The following is an 18,181-nucleotide window of genomic DNA, read 5'->3' on the forward strand; positions in this document are numbered from 1 at the left end:
GTCCTCGTACGCATCACCTCGGCTCTGCATCTTCGGTGCGGCTGGTGACACGGGGAACCTGGGTGTCTCCGCGTTGCAGGAGTCATCGGTTGCCGCAGTGCTACGACGGCTGGCCTCGGCTCGTTTGTCCGTCTTCGAACATCGGAATCGCCCCCTGGTGGAACGGATCGATGTCGATGGCGCCGAGCACCTCGTGGAACTCCTCGGTGCCAAGCACACACGTCGGGTTTATCGGCCGGAGAGTTGGGCCTTCATCAACGCATCCATGAAGCTCGGACGGGGGCTGTCGGCCCCGGCGAGGAGGATCCGGGAAGCGGATGCCATCCTTGACTTCAGTGGGGGGGACAGCTTCAGCGACATCTATGGTAACCACCGCTTCGAGACCACGAGCGCCCCGAAACGGGTTGCGCTCGCGCACCGGATCCCATTGCTGTTGATGCCCCAGACCTATGGACCCTTCCGGCGCTCGGATATCCGGGAGGAGGCCTGCCGGCTCCTTCAAGGAGCAGCGATGGCGTGGGCGCGAGATCCCGACAGCTTCGAGGCTCTGCATGATCTTCTCGGCGCGAGCTTCGATCCCCAGCGGCACAGAGAGGGAGTGGACGTGGCCTTCGGGTTGCCGCCGAGACCCGTGGCCCCTGAACAACTTGGTCGCGTCGGCGAGTGGCTTTCCCCGCAGCGCGAGACGCCCGTGGTGGGACTCAATGTCAGTGGCATGCTGTACTCGTCCCCGGATGCGAGCGCTCAGTATGGCCTGGAATGCGACTACCGGCGCGTCGTGCTCGACCTCGTCGGTCGGCTCCTGCAGCGATCGGACGCCCGTATCGTTCTTGTTCCCCACGTTCCGGGAGTTGGGGGGCGTGGGTCAGATGTTCTGGCCAACGAGGACATCGCCCGGGAGTACTCGACCGCGTCCGACCGGCTCGCCCTTCTTCCACCCCTCTCGGGTGCCCGTGAGGTCAAGAGCGTCATCGCTCAGACCAATTGGTTCTGTGGGACAAGAATGCACGCTTGCATTGCAGCGCTTTCATCGGGAGTGCCGACCGCTGCAGTCGCGTACAGCCTCAAGACCCGTGGGGTATTCGACACGGTGGGGCAGGCAGAACGAGTGGTCGACTCGCGCTACCTCGCGACCGTCGACGCGATAGATGCGCTCTGGGAGGCGTGGGAGGAGCGGGCTGTAACGCGGGCGGAGCTCGCTGGCAAGCTGCCTACGACATTGGCAAGGGCTGAGGAACAGATGGACACCATTGCCGAGCAGCTGAGCGGGTACTCCCCCGTCCAGGATTTCTGATGTCACTGCACCTGGAGGCGGGACGCCAGTGAACACGAGTCGCGAGGTGAGACGTGAGCCGCGCGCGTAGGGCTCAGGTACTGCTCGGGATCGTGGCGCGCGATGCGCTAAACCTCGCGCGTTACGGCACGGACGCCCCTCGGTGGGGACTGCGGATCTGGGTCTCACCGGCGTCATGCGAAGGGTGGGTTCGCGGGTTCACTTCGGAACACTCGGGATTGGTCAAAGGTGGCGACTGGGATCTGTCGGTCGAGCGAACACTCGATCATCCCGACGTGGCGCCGGCCGTTGCCCATTGGCACAGAGGTGTGTCATGGGAGGAAGCGGGCGTTTATGATCGGTTGGCAAAGCGAATAGCCGAGTTCGGCGGGGAACGCGACGGTTGCCTCACGACAGAAGACATCATTGCGCGATTCGAACGATTGGACTGCATGTTCGAGCAGGTCCAGCGTGAGCAACGGCTACGCTCCACAGCGGAGTCTTCGGTACTGCGCGGCCGAGAGCGTGACGGCGTGCTCGTGCATGTGGGAAGGGACGGCGCCACCCTCTTCGGTGGGCGCGGCTGTCACCGAATGGCGGCCGCGATAGTGGCAGATATTCCGCTGCTGCCCGCGCAACTTGGCGTCGTGCATCCGCAGGGTCTCAGGGAGCTCAAGAGACTCCGCGACCCTGAGCCCAAGGCAGGATCCTGAGCGATCTCGCGTGGGATGAAGAAGCCTTGCGCATCCTCAGGTGAGGACGTCGAACGAACTCCAAGCCCCACTTCCCACTCACTCGGTGTGGTAGGTGTCCCACATGTTTTCGGTGAAGGGGCGGTCCCAGAAGCGTTCGTGGTCGCCGGGTTCTTGGGTGTCGATGAAGCGGTCGGTGTAGTCGAAGAGGGGGTCGTGGTTCCAGGCGTCTTGGAGGTTCATGAGGCGGGCGGAGAGCACGTGGCCGGCCCAGGAGTTGGCGGTGCAGCATTGGCGGTAGCTGCGGTTCCAGTCGGGGGTGTCGCGGCTGGGGTCGGTGGCGTGGCGGATGCCCCATTCGGGCATGCCGATGTCGTCGCTGGTGTAGCCGACGCCGCGGTCGACGTCTTCTTGGGTGACGTGGAAGGTTTGGGCGTCTTCGCCGAAGTAGACGTCGTCGCGGTCGCCGATGGTGGCCATGGTGGGGTCGTCGAGGAGGTGGCCGGCGAAGAGGATGGGCCATTTGCGGCCTTGGGCGTGGCCGCCGTTGGGGACCCAGTTCTCTTCGCCGCCGTTGTCGACGATGCCGTGGAAGTCGATGCCGATTTGGACGTAGTTGACTAGTAGGTCGTGTTTTTGTTCGGTGGGGTGGTCGAGCATGAGCGCGAGCGAGCCTTGGCCGAGTTTGCTGGCCATGTCGCGGCCGTAGCCGGGCATGTTGGTGGTGGGGTGGATGGCGCGGCCGTTCCAGCCGGGCACGTGGTCCAGCCACACGCGTTCGAAGTCACTGGCGAGGTCGGTGGGGTCGGGGGCGCCGTCGACGGGGTCGAGGTCAGGCAGCAGGTCGTAGTCGAGGTCGTTGGTGGTGTGGGTGGCGGTGGTGTCGTCGCTGGAGTAGGCGGGGCGGAAGCTGTCCTCGGGTGGGGGCTGGTCGACCACCGTGAGTACCGCGGCGCTTTCCAGGCCTGGGCGGGCGTCGTCTTCGTCGACTGAGATCGCTGACACCAGCGACGAGTCGGGCTCGACGGTCAGCGGGTCAGAGGTCGATACGCCGTCGGCGACGTTCAAGCTCGGGTCGTAGCCGGTGTCGCGGGTCTGCCCGTAGCCGGTGGAGCTGCCGTCCTCGGGGCTGGGGTTGATCATCGACCCGTTGATGGTGCGGCCCCCCGACGAGTTCTGCGAGGCGGGGTCGATGTCGACGATGTCCACCGGGCCCTGGACCCAGTAGTCGCCGTTGGCGTAGCGGCCCACCGGATACTCATCGTCGAAGGTCCACGTGATCCCGTGCCGCGACACCTCACTCGCGGGCTCGCCATCCCCAGGCTCCGGACTCGACCCGTCGTCGTCGCCGTCATCGGGATCGCCGGGGTCGGGCTCGTCACCCTCGTCGGGCTCGTCGGGCTCCCCTCCGTTGTCGGGGGTGGTTGTGTTGGGGCCGGCGGTGTGGTTGGTGGCGATCTGGTCGTGGGTCAGGGCGGTGTCGTAGAGGGCGACGAGGTGGTAGGTGCCGTGCCAGTTGCGGCCGCCGTCGGCGTCGCTGGCCAGCGTCAGGGGCGTGTCGGTGTCCCAGTCGTCGGGGTGGCCGGCGCCGTTGTCGACCGCGGCCTGTTCGCCGTCGACGTAGACGGTCGCGTCCCCGTCGGCGATGGTGACCACCACGTGCACCGGGTCGGTGTCGGTGAGCGCACCGGTGGGGGTCTGCGCGGCGGTGTAGTCGCCGTTGTCGCGGCGGCCTTCGCGTGCTTCGACCAGGTCGCCCTCGCCCCGATATTCGCCTTGGCCGATTAGCAGGTTGTGCCGGTTGCTCGCTGCCGACAAGGCGACGATGCGTGCGGGCCCGTTCTGCTCGAGGTTGTCGGGGGTGACCCACGCTTCGACGGTGACCTCGCCCGAGTCGGCGACCGCGTCGTACAACTGGGCGGGCGCCCCATCCGAGGAGATGGTGGTGTCACCATCGACGCGCAACCCATCACCGGTCCACGACACCACACCGGCATCGGCGACCTCGAGGTCGAACCCACCCGTAGCATCGCCGACGGTTGTGCCCTCGCCCTCATCGAAACCGTAGAAGTGGACGGGTCTTACGTGCGCGGTCCCCGCGGTGGGGTCGACGCCCTGCCCCTCGAGGGCTTCCGACTCCGCACCGGGTGGTGTCGAACCATCGCTTTCGCCGGAACCGTCCGGAGTCTGGGCCCCTTCACAGGCGACCAGGGCAAGCGTTGTTGCGACGAGTGCGCTCAGAATCAGCAACCCACGAAAAGCGCGCGCACCAGCAAGGAGGCGCAGGTTCCTGGACGCGCACCAGAGTGGGTTGCCACCCGGCTCTCCCGCCACGTTTCCCCCTGCCACGCGTTAGTTGACCTACCATAGCGTCAACTTCTGGGTCCGGCTAGTGGACTCTGCGCGGCCGGCGTGTAGCCGCAAGTCTTGGGGTTTCACCCTGGGGGGCGCGATGTACGTTTACAGATCTTGCCTCAGCCCGCTGTTGCTTCCGGGAGACCGACGCGTGGCGGGGGCGTCGGTCCCTGGGGTTGGGCTGCACCGTGTCTATCGGTAGGTGTCCCACATGTTTTCGGTGAAGGGGCGGTCCCAGAAGCGTTCGTGGTCGCCGGGTTCTTGGGTGTCGATGAAGCGGTCGGTGTAGTCGAAGAGGGGGTCGTGGTTCCAGGCGTCTTGGAGGTTCATGAGGCGGGCGGAGAGCACGTGGCCGGCCCAGGAGTTGGCGGTGCAGCATTGGCGGTAGCTGCGGTTCCAGTCGGGGGTGTCGCGGCTGGGGTCGGTGGCGTGGCGGATGCCCCATTCGGGCATGCCGATGTCGTCGCTGGTGTAGCCGACGCCGCGGTCGACGTCTTCTTGGGTGACGTGGAAGGTTTGGGCGTCTTCGCCGAAGTAGACGTCGTCGCGGTCGCCGATGGTGGCCATGGTGGGGTCGTCGAGGAGGTGGCCGGCGAAGAGGATGGGCCATTTGCGGCCTTGGGCGTGGCCGCCGTTGGGGACCCAGTTCTCTTCGCCGCCGTTGTCGACGATGCCGTGGAAGTCGATGCCGATTTGGACGTAGTTGACTAGTAGGTCGTGTTTTTGTTCGGTGGGGTGGTCGAGCATGAGCGCGAGCGAGCCTTGGCCGAGTTTGCTGGCCATGTCGCGGCCGTAGCCGGGCATGTTGGTGGTGGGGTGGATGGCGCGGCCGTTCCAGCCGGGCACGTGGTCCAGCCACACGCGTTCGAAGTCACTGGCGAGGTCGGTGGGGTCGGGGGCGCCGTCGACGGGGTCGAGGTCAGGCAGCAGGTCGTAGTCGAGGTCGTTGGTGGTGTGGGTGGCGGTGGTGTCGTCGCTGGAGTAGGCGGGGCGGAAGCTGTCCTCGGGTGGGGGCTGGTCGACCACCGTGAGTACCGCGGCGCTTTCCAGGCCTGGGCGGGCGTCGTCTTCGTCGACTGAGATCGCTGACACCAGCGACGAGTCGGGCTCGACGGTCAGCGGGTCAGAGGTCGATACGCCGTCGGCGACGTTCAAGCTCGGGTCGTAGCCGGTGTCGCGGGTCTGCCCGTAGCCGGTGGAGCTGCCGTCCTCGGGGCTGGGGTTGATCATCGACCCGTTGATGGTGCGGCCCCCCGACGAGTTCTGCGAGGCCGGGTCGATGTCGACGATGTCCACCGGGCCCTGGACCCAGTAGTCGCCGTTGGCGTAGCGGCCCACCGGATACTCATCGTCGAAGGTCCACGTGATCCCGTGCCGCGACACCTCACTCGCAGACTCGCCATCAGCAGGCTCCGCCTCGGGATCGGGGCGCGTGCCGCCGCGCTCCTCACTGAGAGACCCTGTGACGGCATCCATCACGCGATCAGGTATAGCCGCTGGGCCGCCGACAAAGATCAGCTCTAGCGACTGCGCGGTCGTCCTGTCGAGCAACTCAGCAGCGGCCGAGGCTTCGCTCTCGGACGCATCATCGATCAGTAGTAGGAGGCTGTTGGTGGTGGCGGCGTTGGCTCCGGCGGTGAGGGCGTCGGGGAAGGCCTGACCGGTGGCCAGCCAGGCGGTGTCGGGCGGTTGGCCGCTTCGTTCGGCGTGGCGTTCGGCGACCTCGAGCGAGGTTTCGTAGCGATCATCGCCGCTGGTGCGACCGATGTGCTCGGCTAAGGTCGCGACCTGGGTCTCGATGTTGTCGGAGACCGCCGCCGAACCGCCGATGATCTCGACCTCGTCGACGTGCTCGAGCGCCTCGGTGGTGGCCGGCGCCAGCTGGTCGTGGTCGGTGAGCAGGATCGGGCTGCCTTCTGCGGCGGCGAGTGCGGAGACCGCGACCGCGTCGGGCCACCCGCGGGCAGGATCGGCATGGCGGCCTTCCACGAGATAGGCCGTGTCCACCTCTTGGTCGGGAAGTTGCTCGGCGACCTTGGTGGCGGTCTCGAACCGGTCGTCACCGGCGAGCCGGTCGACCTCGACGTCGAGGTCGTTGAGTGACCGATCGATGTCCCTTGACAGCGCGGCGTCTCCGCCGAGGACGAAGGCCTCCTCCACGCCGAGGGTCTGCAGCGTGTCGGCCACCCGTTCGTCGAGCTCGCCGCGCGGGGTGAGCAGCAACGGCGCGTCGTGCTCGACCGCGAGGGTGGCGCCCGCGAGCGCATCGGCGTAATCGTCTGCTCGCGCCAGCACCGCCGTTTCCGCCCCACCAAACACCTCACCAGCGGCCGCAATGGCGGTTCCGACTCGGTCTTCGCCGGCGGCGCGTGTGACCTGTAGTTCGCCGTTTCCTGCGTCGGTGTCCTCCCCTCGCGCAGAAGGTCCAGGGGAATCATGAGGGGATCCCATCGCTGCCACAACGACCACTGCGAGCAGAACCAAGGCAAGCTGGAGTCGGCCAAGCATGAGCGCTCCATGAGTCGTGCGTCGGACTGCAACCTAACGCGATCAACAAACGACTCTTGGTAGTGGAGGCTCACACGTACTGAGCGATTCGGCTACCGGCGGTGGGCGCTACCGGCTTCGGGTCGCGTCACCCACTGTCGCGACAGAGTGCAGAGTGTTGAGTCGGGCCAATCCGGCACCGTGGTTGGGGGGTTCACTTCCTACCCCGATTCTCGGGGTTCGTCCGTCGTTGTGTGATTGGGGGAGCAACTCGACGAACTCCGGGGAACCCTAGCCGATGGTTTCGAGGGAATGGGATCGTCCCTCTGGACGTGTTTTTCCGATTGGCTGGGCGCATTGGGATAAACGTCCGCTATTACGGAACGTCATTCTCGATCACAAGCCACATTCCTCGCCTATCCGCATGCCGTGCGCGTGCCCTCATCGGTGGGTGTGCCACATGTTTTCGGTGAAGGGGCGGTCCGAGAAGCGGTTGCTGCCGGTGGGGTTGAGGTTGGGCCAGGCGGGGTCGGTGGTTTCGCCGAGGTAGCGGTCGCTGTAGTCGAAGAGGGGGTCGTGGTTCCAGGCGTCTTGGAGGTCCATGAGGCGGGCGGAGAGCACGTGGCCGTGCCAGCTGGCGGCGGTGCAGCATTGGCGGTAGCTGCGGCCGGGGTCGGGGGTGTCGCGGTTGGGGTCGGTGGCGTGGCGTTGGCCCCATTCGGGCATGCCGAGCATGTCTTGGGTGTAGCCGTCTGAGTAGTCGGGGTTGTAGTGGCGGTGGTCTGGGTCGGCGTGGTTGCCTTCGCGGTCGATCTCGGTTTGGGTGACGTGGAAGGTTTGGGCGTCTTCGCCGAAGTAGACGTCGTCGCGGTCGCCGATGGTGGCCATGGTGGGGTCGTCGAGGAGCTGGCCGGCGAAGAGGATGGGCCATTTGCGGCCTTGGGCGTGGCCGCCGTTGGGGACCCAGTTCTCTTCGCCGCCGTTGTCGACGATGCCGTGGAAGTCGATGCCGATTTGGACGTAGTTGACTAGTAGGTCGTGTTTTTGTTCGGTGGGGTGGTCGAGCATGAGCGCGAGCGAGCCTTGGCCGAGTTTGCTGGCCATGTCGCGGCCGTAGCCGGGCATGTTGGTGGTGGGGTGGATGGCGCGGCCGTTCCAGCCGGGCACGTGGTCCAGCCACACGCGTTCGAAGTCACTGGCGAGGTCGGTGGGGTCGGGGGCGCCGTCGACGGGGTCGAGGTCAGGCAGCAGGTCGTAGTCGAGGTCGTTGGTGGTGTGGGTGGCGGTGGTGTCGTCGCTGGAGTAGGCGGGGCGGAAGCTGTCCTCGGGTGGGGGCTGGTCGACCACCGTGAGTACCGCGGCGCTTTCCAGGCCTGGGCGGGCGTCGTCTTCGTCGACTGAGATCGCTGACACCAGCGACGAGTCGGGCTCGACGGTCAGCGGGTCAGAGGTCGATACGCCGTCGGCGACGTTCAAGCTCGGGTCGTAGCCGGTGTCGCGGGTCTGCCCGTAGCCGGTGGAGCTGCCGTCCTCGGGGCTGGGGTTGATCATCGACCCGTTGATGGTGCGGCCCCCCGACGAGTTCTGCGAGGCGGGGTCGATGTCGACGATGTCCACCGGGCCCTGGACCCAGTAGTCGCCGTTGGCGTAGCGGCCCACCGGATACTCATCGTCGAAGGTCCACGTGATCCCGTGCCGCGACACCTCACTCGCGGGCTCGCCATCCCCAGGCTCCGGACTCGCCCCGTCGCCCTCATCGGGATCGTCGGGCTCGCTGCCGTCATCGTCGTCGCCGGGGTCGGGCTCGTTGCCGTCGTCGCCCTCGTCGCCTTCGTCGGGGTCCCTGCCGTCGCCTCCCCGTTGCTCCTCAGCGATGCGCTCCTGCTCTTCTCGGACTGGACCAACGATCGAGTCGACGAATTGGTCAGACATAACCGCTGCTCCGCCGATGAACGTAAGCCCTCGCAGCTGCCCGGCTCGTCCTTGGAGCCAATCGAGTGTCGCGTCTCCTTGGACGCTTGGCTCGCGCGTGTCGGCCAGTAGTAGGAGGCTGTTGGTGGTGGCGGCGTTGGCTCCGGCGGTGAGGGCGTCGGGGAAGGTCTGTCCGGTGGCTAGCCAGGCGGTGTCGGGTTGTTGGTCGCTTCGTTCGGCGTGGCGTTCGGCGAGCTCGAGGGAGGTTTCGTAGCGATCGCGACCGCTGGTGCGACCGACGTGCTGGGCCAGGGTCGCGACGTGGGTTTCGACGTTGTCGGAGACCGCCGCCGAGCCGCCGATGATCTCGACCTCGTCGACGTGCTCGAGCGCCGCGACGGTGGCCGGCGCCAACTGGTCGTGGTCGGTGAGCAGGATCGGGCTGCCTTCTGCGGCGGCGAGTGCGGAGACCGCGACCGCGTCGGGCCATCCGCGGGCAGGATCGGCATGGCGGCCTTCCACGAGGTAGGCGGTGTCCACCTCTTGGTCGGGAAGCTGCTCGGCGACCTTGATGGCGGTCTCGAACCGGTCGTCACCGGCCAGCCGGTTGACCTCGATGTCGAGATCGTCCAGTGCCCGATCGATGCTGCTCGACAGCGCGGCGGCTCCGCCGAGGACGAAGGCCTCCTCCACGCCGAGGGTCTGTAGCGTGTCGGCGACCCGTTCGTCGAGTTCCCCGCGCGGGGTGAGCAGCAAGGGCCCGTCGTGCTCGACCGCGAGGGTGGCGCCTGCCAGCGCATCGGCGTAATCATCCGCGCGCGCCAACACCGCCGTCTCCGCCCCACCAAACACCTCACCAGCAATGATGGCTGCCGTGCCGATCCGGTCGCTCCCGCCGAAACGCTGGACTTGCAATTCTCCAAGGCTCGGGTCGTCTGCACGGTTGGTCGGTTCGACCGGTTCGGCGAGTGCCGCCGCCGGTAGCAGCGCGACCATGATGCCCAACGTGACCAGAACAGCGAGGGTCGGTCGGAGTCCAGCAGACATGGGAGCCCTTCAGGAGCCAGCAGGATTCGAAGCCGCGCGGTTGATCAGCTATTTCATGGATCGACAGTTCGCGCGGGGACTTGAATTGCTTGGCCGGCTACTTGCCCGGGAGGCTTGCTTGCCGATCGCAACTGTCAGGGCTCGGCCAATGGGCGGGCTATAACCAGAAGTTGTGGATGCGGGGTGTGAGTAAGAGGGCGGCGTACCCTCCCGAAGTCCAGATGGAACGAGGCGCCGGTTGCCGCCGGCGGGGAGGATACGCCTGATGTTGAGGATAGCTGATGACCGGGACGCGGCCGAGCAGGCCGTCCACGACGACAAGACGTGTGGCCATCGCGCCGGTGTTGAGGGTGCGGGGCTGGGGCTGGACGAGCTGTGTCGGCTGGCGGCCCGCGACATGATCGCGGCGGCGCTGGAGGCTGAGCGGCGCGCCTACCTGGACGCGCACGCGGCCGAGACCGACGAGCGCGGGCACCGGCTGGTGGTCGGCAACGGCCACGCGGGCGAGCGGGAGATCACCACCGCGGCGGGCCGGGTGGAGGTGGCCGCGCCGCGGGTGGACGACCGCCGGGAGGGCCACCGCTACGAGTCGGCGATCCTGCCGCCGTACATGCGCCGGTCCCCCAAGGTCACCGAGGTGCTGCCGATCCTGTACCTGCGGGGGCTGTCGACCGGCGACTTCGCCCCGGCGCTGGGCGAGTTCTTCGGCTCCCAGGACGGTCTGTCGGCCTCGACGGTGCAGCGGTTGACCGAGGAGTGGCGCGTCGAGCACGACGACTGGTCGGCCCGCGACCTGCGCAAGCTCGACTACGTGTACGTGTGGGCCGACGGGGTGTACGTCAACGTGCGGCTGCCCGACGCCGACGGCGCGCAGGATCGGCTGTGCCTGCTGGTGATCGTCGGGGTGCGCCCCGACGGGCGCAAGGAGCTGGTCGCGGTGTCAGACGGCCACCGCGAGGACACCGACTCGTGGGCCGACGTGCTGCGCGACCTGCGCGATCGCGGCATGACCGCGCCCTGCCTGGCCGTCGGCGACGGCGCGCTGGGGTTCTGGGCCGCGCTGCGCCAGGTGTTCCCCGGCACCGCCGAGCAGCGCTGCTGGGTCCACAAGGTCGCCAATGTTGTCGCTGCTCTGCCCAAGCGCACCCATCCCCAGGCCAAGGCCGCGCTGCGCGGCATCTACACCGCCGACACCCGCGAGGCCGCGATCGACGCCGCGGCCGCGTTCGCTGACGAGTTCGCCAAGTGGCCCAAGGCCACCGCCAAGATCACCGGCGACCTCGACGTGCTACTGGCCTTCTACGACTACCCCGCTGAGCACCACAAGCACCTGCGCTCCTCCAACGCCATCGAGTCGACGTTCGCCACCGTCCGGCTACGCCAGCGCGTCACCAAGGGGCCCGGCTGCCGCGACGCCGGTGTGGCGATGGCCTACAAGCTCCTCGACGCCGCCCAGGACCGCTGGCGGCGGATCAACGCACCCGAACTCGCAGCACTCGTGCGCGCCGGCGCCACCTTCATCAACGGACAACTACGAGAAAGGGACGAAACAGACGAAACCACGAGCCTCGAGGAACGCGCCGCCTGATGAACTCAGAAACCTCGTCCACAACTCTTGACGATAGCTCCAATGGGCCGACAGGCGCGGTATGCGGCCTCATGAGGGGCTCGTTGGTCCCGTGCGTGGGGGCTCGGCCGGCCAGAGGTTGGCAGAGCTGCTCGCTCAGGGGGCGGACGACCGAGCGGTCAGCGGCTGGGAAGAGTGGAACCCGACGGCAACGCGGCTGAGCAGCCGATTCGGGTCTTGCACCTCGGGATCAGTGCCGCACGGATCGTGGGCGACGGCGTGGCCGATGCGGGTAACGAATAGATTCGATCAGCGCATGCAGAGGAGAGACGCCAGCCGACAGCCCGGGCATGTTCTGGCCTCCGCGGCCGAACACACCCGGGCTCAGGCGGTCAGCGGTGGGTGTGCCACATGTTTTCGGTGAAGGGGCGGTCCGAGAAGCGGTTGCTGCCGGTGGGGTTGAGGTTGGGCCAGGCGGGGTCGGTGGTTTCGCCGAGGTAGCGGTCGCTGTAGTCGAAGAGGGGGTCGTGGTTCCAGGCGTCTTGGAGGTCCATGAGGCGGGCGGAGAGCACGTGGCCGTGCCAGCTGGCGGCGGTGCAGCATTGGCGGTAGCTGCGGCCGGGGTCGGGGGTGTCGCGGTTGGGGTCGGTGGCGTGGCGTTGGCCCCATTCGGGCATGCCGAGCATGTCTTGGGTGTAGCCGTCTGAGTAGTCGGGGTTGTAGTGGCGGTGGTCTGGGTCGGCGTGGTTGCCTTCGCGGTCGATCTCGGTTTGGGTGACGTGGAAGGTTTGGGCGTCTTCGCCGAAGTAGACGTCGTCGCGGTCGCCGATGGTGGCCATGGTGGGGTCGTCGAGGAGGTGGCCGGCGAAGAGGATGGGCCATTTGCGGCCTTGGGCGTGGCCGCCGTTGGGGACCCAGTTCTCTTCGCCGCCGTTGTCGACGATGCCGTGGAAGTCGATGCCGATTTGGACGTAGTTGACTAGTAGGTCGTGTTTGTCCTCGTTGGGGTGGTCGAGCATGAGCGCCAGCGAGCCTTGGCCGAGTTTGCTGGCCATGTCGCGGCCGTAGCCGGGCATGTTGGTGGTGGGGTGGATGGCGCGGCCGTTCCAGCCGGGCACGTGGTCCAGCCACACGCGTTCGAAGTCACTGGCGAGGTCGGTGGGGTCGGGGGCGCCGTCGACGGGGTCGAGGTCAGGCAGCAGGTCGTAGTCGAGGTCGTTGGTGGTGTGGGTGGCGGTGGTGTCGTCGCTGGAGTAGGCGGGACGGAAGCTGTCCTCGGGTGGGGGCTGGTCGACCACCGTGAGTACCGCGGCGCGTTCCAGGCCCGGGCGGGCGTCGTCTTCGTCGACTGAGATCGCTGACACCAGCGACGAGTCGGGCTCGACGGTCAGCGGGTCAGAGGTCGATACGCCGTCGGCGACGTTCAAGCTCGGGTCGTAGCCGGTGTCGCGGGTCTGCCCGTAGCCGGTGGAGCTGCCGTCCTCGGGGCTGGGGTTGATCATCGACCCGTTGATGGTGCGCCCCCCCGAGGAGCTCTGCGAGGCGGGGTCGATGTCGACGATGTCGACCGGGCCCTGGACCCAGTAGTCGCCGTTGGCATACCGACCCACCGGATACTCATCGTCGAAGGTCCACGTGATCCCGTGCCGCGACACCTCACTCGCGGGCTCGCCATCCCCAGGCTCCGGACTCGACCCGCCGTCCTCGTCGCCCTCATCGGGATCGTCGCCGTCGTCGCCCTCATCGGGATCGTCGGGGTCGGGCTCGTCACCGTTGGGGTCGTCGGGGGTGGTGGTTGCGTTGGGGCCGGCGGTGTGGTTGGTGGCGATCTGGTGCTGGTCGAGGGCGGTGTCGTAGAGGGCGACGAGGTGGTAGGTGCCGTGCCAGTTGCGGCCGCCGTCGGCGTCGCTGGCCAGCGTCAGGGGCGTGTCGGTGTCCCAGTCGTCGGGGTGGCCGGCGCCGTTGTCGACCGCGGCCTGTTCGCCGTCGACGTAGACGGTCGCGGTGCCGTCGGCGATGGTGACCACCACGTGCACCGGGTCGGTGTCGGTGAGCGCACCGGTGGGGGTCTGCGCGGCGGTGTAGTCGCCGTTGTCGCGGCGGCCTTCGCGTGCTTCGACGAGGTCGCTGTCGCCCTGGTAGGCGCCTTGGCCGATTAGCAGGTTGTGCCGGTTGCTCGCTGCCGACAAGGCGACGATGCGTGCGGGCCCGTTCTGCTCGAGGTTGTCGGGGGTGACCCACGCTTCGACGGTGACCTCGCCCGAGTCGGCGACCGCGTCGTACAACTGGGCGGGCGCCCCATCCGAGCTGATGGTGGTGTCACCGTCGACGCGCAACCCATCACCGGTCCACGACACCACATCCGCATCAGCGACCTCGAGGTCGGACGAGCCTGCCTGGTCACCGATCTGTGAGCCCTGGCCCTCGGCGAACTCGAACAACGAGACCTGACCATCGCTCACACGCGCGGACTCGTCGTCGCCCTCATCGGGATCGTCGGGGTCGGGCTCGTCACCGTTGGGGTCGTCGGGGGTGGTGGTTGCGTTGGGGCCGGCGGTGTGGTTGGTGGCGATCTGGTGCTGGTCGAGGGCGGTGTCGTAGAGGGCGACGAGGTGGTAGGTGCCGTGCCAGTTGCGGCCGCCGTCGGCGTCGCTGGCCAGCGTCAGGGGCGTGTCGGTGTCCCAGTCGTCGGGGTGGCCGGCGCCGTTGTCGACCGCGGCCTGTTCGCCGTCGACGTAGACGGTCGCGGTGCCGTCGGCGATGGTGACCACCACGTGCACCGGGTCGGTGTCGGTGAGCGCACCGGTGGGGGTCTGCGCGGCGGTGTAGTCGCCGTTGTCGCGGCGGCCTTCGCGTGCTTCGACGAGGTCGCTGTCGCCCTGGTAGGCGCCTTGGCCGATTAGCAGGTTGTGCCGGTTGCTCGCTGCCGACAAGGCGACGATGCGTGCGGGCCCGTTCTGCTCGAGGTTGTCGGGGGTGACCCACGCTTCGACGGTGACCTCGCCCGAGTCGGCGACCGCGTCGTACAACTGGGCGGGCGCCCCATCCGAGCTGATGGTGGTGTCACCGTCGACGCGCAACCCATCACCGGTCCACGACACGGCTTCCGAATCGGCGATCTCGAGGTCGGACGAGCCGGCCTGGTCACCGATCTGTGAGCCCTGGCCCTCGGCGAACTCGAACAACGAGACCTGACCATCGCTCACACGCGCGGACTCGTCGTCGCCCTCATCGGGATCGTCGGGGTCGGGCTCGTCACCGTTGGGGTCGTCGGGGGTGGTGGTTGCGTTGGGGCCGGCGGTGTGGTTGGTGGCGATCTGGTGCTGGTCGAGGGCGGTGTCGTAGAGGGCGACGAGGTGGTAGGTGCCGTGCCAGTTGCGGCCGCCGTCGGCGTCGCTGGCCAGCGTCAGGGGCGTGTCGGTGTCCCAGTCGTCGGGGTGGCCGGCGCCGTTGTCGACCGCGGCCTGTTCGCCGTCGACGTAGACGGTCGCGGTGCCGTCGGCGATGGTGACCACCACGTGCACCGGGTCGGTGTCGGTGAGCGCACCGGTGGGGGTCTGCGCGGCGGTGTAGTCGCCGTTGTCGCGGCGGCCTTCGCGTGCTTCGACGAGGTCGCTGTCGCCCTGGTAGGCGCCTTGGCCGATTAGCAGGTTGTGCCGGTTGCTCGCTGCCGACAAGGCGACGATGCGTGCGGGCCCGTTCTGCTCGAGGTTGTCGGGGGTGACCCACGCTTCGACGGTGACCTCGCCCGAGTCGGCGACCGCGTCGTACAACTGGGCGGGCGCCCCATCCGAGGAGATGGTGGTGTCACCGTCGACGCGCAACCCATCACCGGTCCACGACACGGCTTCCGAATCGGCGATCTCGAGGTCGGACGAGCCGGCCTGGTCACCGACCAACGAACCCTGACCCTCGGCGAACTCGAACAACGAGACTTGCCCGTCGCTCACGCGGGCGGACTCGCCGCCTTCGTCGCCGTCGTCACCTTCATCGGGGTCGTCGGGGTTGTCGCCCTCATCGGGCGCGTCGTCATGGCCGTCAGGCTGTACAGCGAACGCAAGCGAGCCGGTGACGTCGACTTCCTCGACCGAAGGGGCCAACCCGAAGAGCCGCTGCCAGAAGCCCCGGGGCTGCTCCTCCAGGACGACGAGCTCGAGCTCGTACTCACCGATCGGGGCGCCGACGCCGAACTCCAGGGACTCATCATCCACGATGGCCTGGCCCACACTCTCCTCCGTGAGGGCGAAGTCCCCGTCGTCCAGGGCGACCTCCGAGTCGGTGCCGTCCAAGGCGACAGAGAGGGCCACCTCGGATGTGTCCCCATCGAGGTTGCTCACGTTTCCCGCGACCTCGAGCCGTGCGGGGTTGAGGGCCTCGATGTCGCCTGACAAGGGCACGACAACGGTTCCGGGCGTGCCCTCGGTGAGGATCACGGTCCCATCACCGCCCTGGCTGAGTGCGGTTGATGAGGTAGTCGCCTCATCGGCCTCTGCGGTGGACGCGACGGTCGTCAGAGCCAGGGCAAGGGTGGCGAGCAACGCGAGAACCTGGGTTCCGGTGCCCAACTGGATGCGTGACATGAGGGGGTCGTCTCCAAGCGGGGTCGTCGGTTGGCGCTACCTGGAGTCATCGGAAGGAACCCGAAATACTTGACCCTCGCCGACCCTCCCGACGCCCGCTTTGCCCTCAATGGGCCAACTTCGGAGCGCCTCGGTTTCGAGGGTCGAACGGCCCCACACCGACAGCAGGAGCGGCTGCTCGTGCCGCGGTAACCCTTCTAGGTGCGCGCCCCTCGGTGACGGCCGCATGTCGGCGCGCGAGACGATAGATTCAGCCCTCGTGGCAGCGATCGACGTGTTGATGATCACCTACCAGCGGCCGGACTACGTCCGCCGGTCGTTGCCGCATCTGCTGGAGTCATGCACCGAGGACATGCGGGTCTGGCTGTGGCACAACGGCACAGACGCGGACACACTGAACGTCGTCCGCTCCTACGTGGACCACCCCAAGGTGGCCCGGTTTCACCACAGTCCTGAGAACCTCCGCCTGCGCGCACCTACGAACTGGTTGTGGGCGGAGTCGGACGCGGACCTGCTATCGAAGGTGGACGACGACTGCCTCCCCGATACCGATTGGGCAGCCCGTCTCGCCCGGGCCCACGAGGACGTCGACGAGTTCGGCGTGATCGGTAGTTGGCGGTTCTACGACGAGGACTTCCTGCCTGACGTCGCCCAGCGCAAGATTCGCGGGTTCCCCGGCGGCCACCAGTTGCTGGAGAACTTCTGGGTGCAGGGCAGTGGCTACTTGATGAAGCGGGCGTGTGTCGAGCAGCAGGGATTGCTCGCGCCGGGGCAGAGCTTCACGGCCTATTGCATCGATCTCGCCCTCAAGGGCTGGGTGAACGGGTGGTACTTCCCGTTCATTCATGAGGAGCACATGGACGACCCGCGGTCTCCGAACTCCTTGCTGCGCACAGACGACGACCTCCACGACCAGCTCCCGCTGTCCGCCCAGCATTCGGGCGTGGCGACCTTGCAGCAGTGGGAGGAGCAGATGCGCCGCTCCGCGCGGAGGTTGCAGGAGGCGAGTGTCGAGCCGCGAGACTACCGGAATCTGCGGCGCACCTTGCGTAGTGCATGGTGGCGCGTCCAACGCCGCTTGGAAGGCCGCAAGATGCAGTCGCGCCCTCGGTGACCGGCCCCGGGCTCACACCATCGGTACGGAGAGCGATCGCGCTACAGGTAGAGGCACCGATGTCGGACGCTGCCCCAGACCCGACCGGCCTGGGCACTGAGGGCCCCCGCCCAGGCTTCCCTGCGCTCGGCTGATCGCCAGGGCTGCAGCGGCGCGGCCACGACGAGTTTCGCCACGGTCCCGATGACCACCCGTGCAGAACGAGGACGGGCGCCTCGATCGCGGAAGCGAAGGTACACGTCCGGTGCGCAGGCACCGTAGGTGAACTGCTGGCGCATTCGCGTCCAGACGCCTGCGCGTTGCCGGTAGTGCACCAAGGCTCCGGGGGCGAACCCCATCGTGTACCCCGCCAATTGCGCCCTCCAGCAGAAGTCCACGTCCTCCCCGCCAGCACGTGTGTGCACTTCGCTCCACCCGCCGATCGCCTCGAATGCGTCGCGCGCAATCCCGCATCCGCCGCCGAATGCCCACGGCAGGAATGGGAACGTCTTCGCCTGGATCGCGTGCGTGCCGATGGAGACCTCGCTCGCCCTTGGCGGTGAGCCCGCTCGATACCACTGGAGCGTGCGAGTCTCCCGGTGCGCTCCCACCAAACCGTGCTGCGTCGCGGAATCGACCATCCTACGAACGTAGCCCGGTTCGGCTTCGTCATCGGCATCCAGGTAGAGGATCACGTCCCCCCTGGCCGCCCTCGTGCCGAAATTGCGCGCGTAGCCCGGCCCCCGGCGCGCCGACGCGTCCACCACCCTGAGGGAGGGAATGCTGTCAAGAAAGGCTTCCGCAACGAGGACGCTCGCATCGGTCGACCCGTTGTCGGCGACGACGATCTCCCAATCGTGGGGATAATCCTGTATCGCCAACGAGGCCAGCTGCTGGCCGAGGGTGGCCGCGGCGTTGTAGACCGGGATCACGACACTCACAAGAGGGAACGGCGCGCCGTCGCTCGTGGTGACCGTGGATGTCCGGTAGGTGACCTGCTCGGCGTGGTCGATGCTCATGACGCGACCCTCCTGGTGGTTCCGTTGCGACCAGTGGTCGATTGGAATGTAACCACTCGCAGCCGCTACCGGTGGATCGCGTGAGTAACTCGCCACGAAGGCGAAAGAATCGGGATTGGAACCTCCGACGGGGTTACCTGGAAGTCACAGTAGGGCA

9 protein-coding genes are annotated in these 18,181 nt (G+C 67.4%); 4 read left to right on the forward strand and 5 right to left on the reverse strand.

Annotation, left to right across the window (positions count from 1 at the left end):
- The first annotated feature begins 157 nt into the window (after window positions 1-157).
- Window positions 158-1,294 carry a polysaccharide pyruvyl transferase family protein gene (locus ER308_RS12360; RefSeq protein ID WP_131155279.1) on the forward strand — a complete coding sequence of 379 codons (1,137 nt, stop codon included), beginning with the start codon at window positions 158-160 and terminating at the stop codon, window positions 1,292-1,294.
- Between the two features lie 53 nt (window positions 1,295-1,347).
- Window positions 1,348-1,986 carry a hypothetical protein gene (locus tag ER308_RS12365; RefSeq protein ID WP_131155280.1) on the forward strand — a complete coding sequence of 213 codons (639 nt, stop codon included), beginning with the start codon at window positions 1,348-1,350 and terminating at the stop codon, window positions 1,984-1,986.
- 78 nt (window positions 1,987-2,064) lie between these two features.
- Here the strand turns inward: ER308_RS12365 and ER308_RS12370 are convergent, their stop codons facing one another.
- From ER308_RS12370 to ER308_RS12380, 3 genes are all read right to left on the reverse strand, one after another.
- Window positions 2,065-4,215, reverse strand: a complete 2,151-nt coding sequence (locus tag ER308_RS12370; protein WP_165492048.1) for a LamG domain-containing protein — start codon at window positions 4,213-4,215, stop codon at window positions 2,065-2,067.
- 297 nt (window positions 4,216-4,512) lie between these two features.
- Entirely contained in the window at window positions 4,513-6,828 is a 2,316-nt protein-coding gene (locus ER308_RS12375) for a cell wall-binding repeat-containing protein (protein WP_131155282.1), read from the reverse strand.
- A 420-nt stretch (window positions 6,829-7,248) separates the two neighbouring features.
- Window positions 7,249-9,714, reverse strand: a complete 2,466-nt coding sequence (locus ER308_RS12380; protein WP_165492050.1) for a cell wall-binding repeat-containing protein — start codon at window positions 9,712-9,714, stop codon at window positions 7,249-7,251.
- A 316-nt stretch (window positions 9,715-10,030) separates the two neighbouring features.
- Between ER308_RS12380 and ER308_RS12385 the strand changes: the two genes are divergently transcribed.
- Window positions 10,031-11,353, forward strand: a complete 1,323-nt coding sequence (locus ER308_RS12385; RefSeq protein ID WP_240731810.1) for an IS256 family transposase — start codon at window positions 10,031-10,033, stop codon at window positions 11,351-11,353.
- A 371-nt stretch (window positions 11,354-11,724) separates the two neighbouring features.
- Here the strand turns inward: ER308_RS12385 and ER308_RS21650 are convergent, their stop codons facing one another.
- Complete coding sequence (locus tag ER308_RS21650) at window positions 11,725-15,912, reverse strand: LamG domain-containing protein (RefSeq protein ID WP_165492051.1); 4,188 nt, start codon at window positions 15,910-15,912, stop codon at window positions 11,725-11,727.
- A gap of 259 nt (window positions 15,913-16,171) precedes the next feature.
- Between ER308_RS21650 and ER308_RS12400 the strand changes: the two genes are divergently transcribed.
- The gene (locus tag ER308_RS12400; RefSeq protein ID WP_131155284.1) at window positions 16,172-17,026 is read left to right on the forward strand and encodes a glycosyltransferase family 2 protein; all 855 of its coding nucleotides are present in this window, start codon (window positions 16,172-16,174) and stop codon (window positions 17,024-17,026) included.
- A gap of 41 nt (window positions 17,027-17,067) precedes the next feature.
- Here the strand turns inward: ER308_RS12400 and ER308_RS12405 are convergent, their stop codons facing one another.
- Entirely contained in the window at window positions 17,068-18,024 is a 957-nt protein-coding gene (locus ER308_RS12405) for a glycosyltransferase family 2 protein (RefSeq protein ID WP_131155285.1), read from the reverse strand.
- Window positions 18,025-18,181: the final 157 nt, after the last annotated feature.

It is taken from the genome of Egibacter rhizosphaerae (assembly GCF_004322855.1).
In the GTDB taxonomy this organism is placed as follows: Bacteria; Actinomycetota; Nitriliruptoria; order Euzebyales; family Egibacteraceae; genus Egibacter; species Egibacter rhizosphaerae.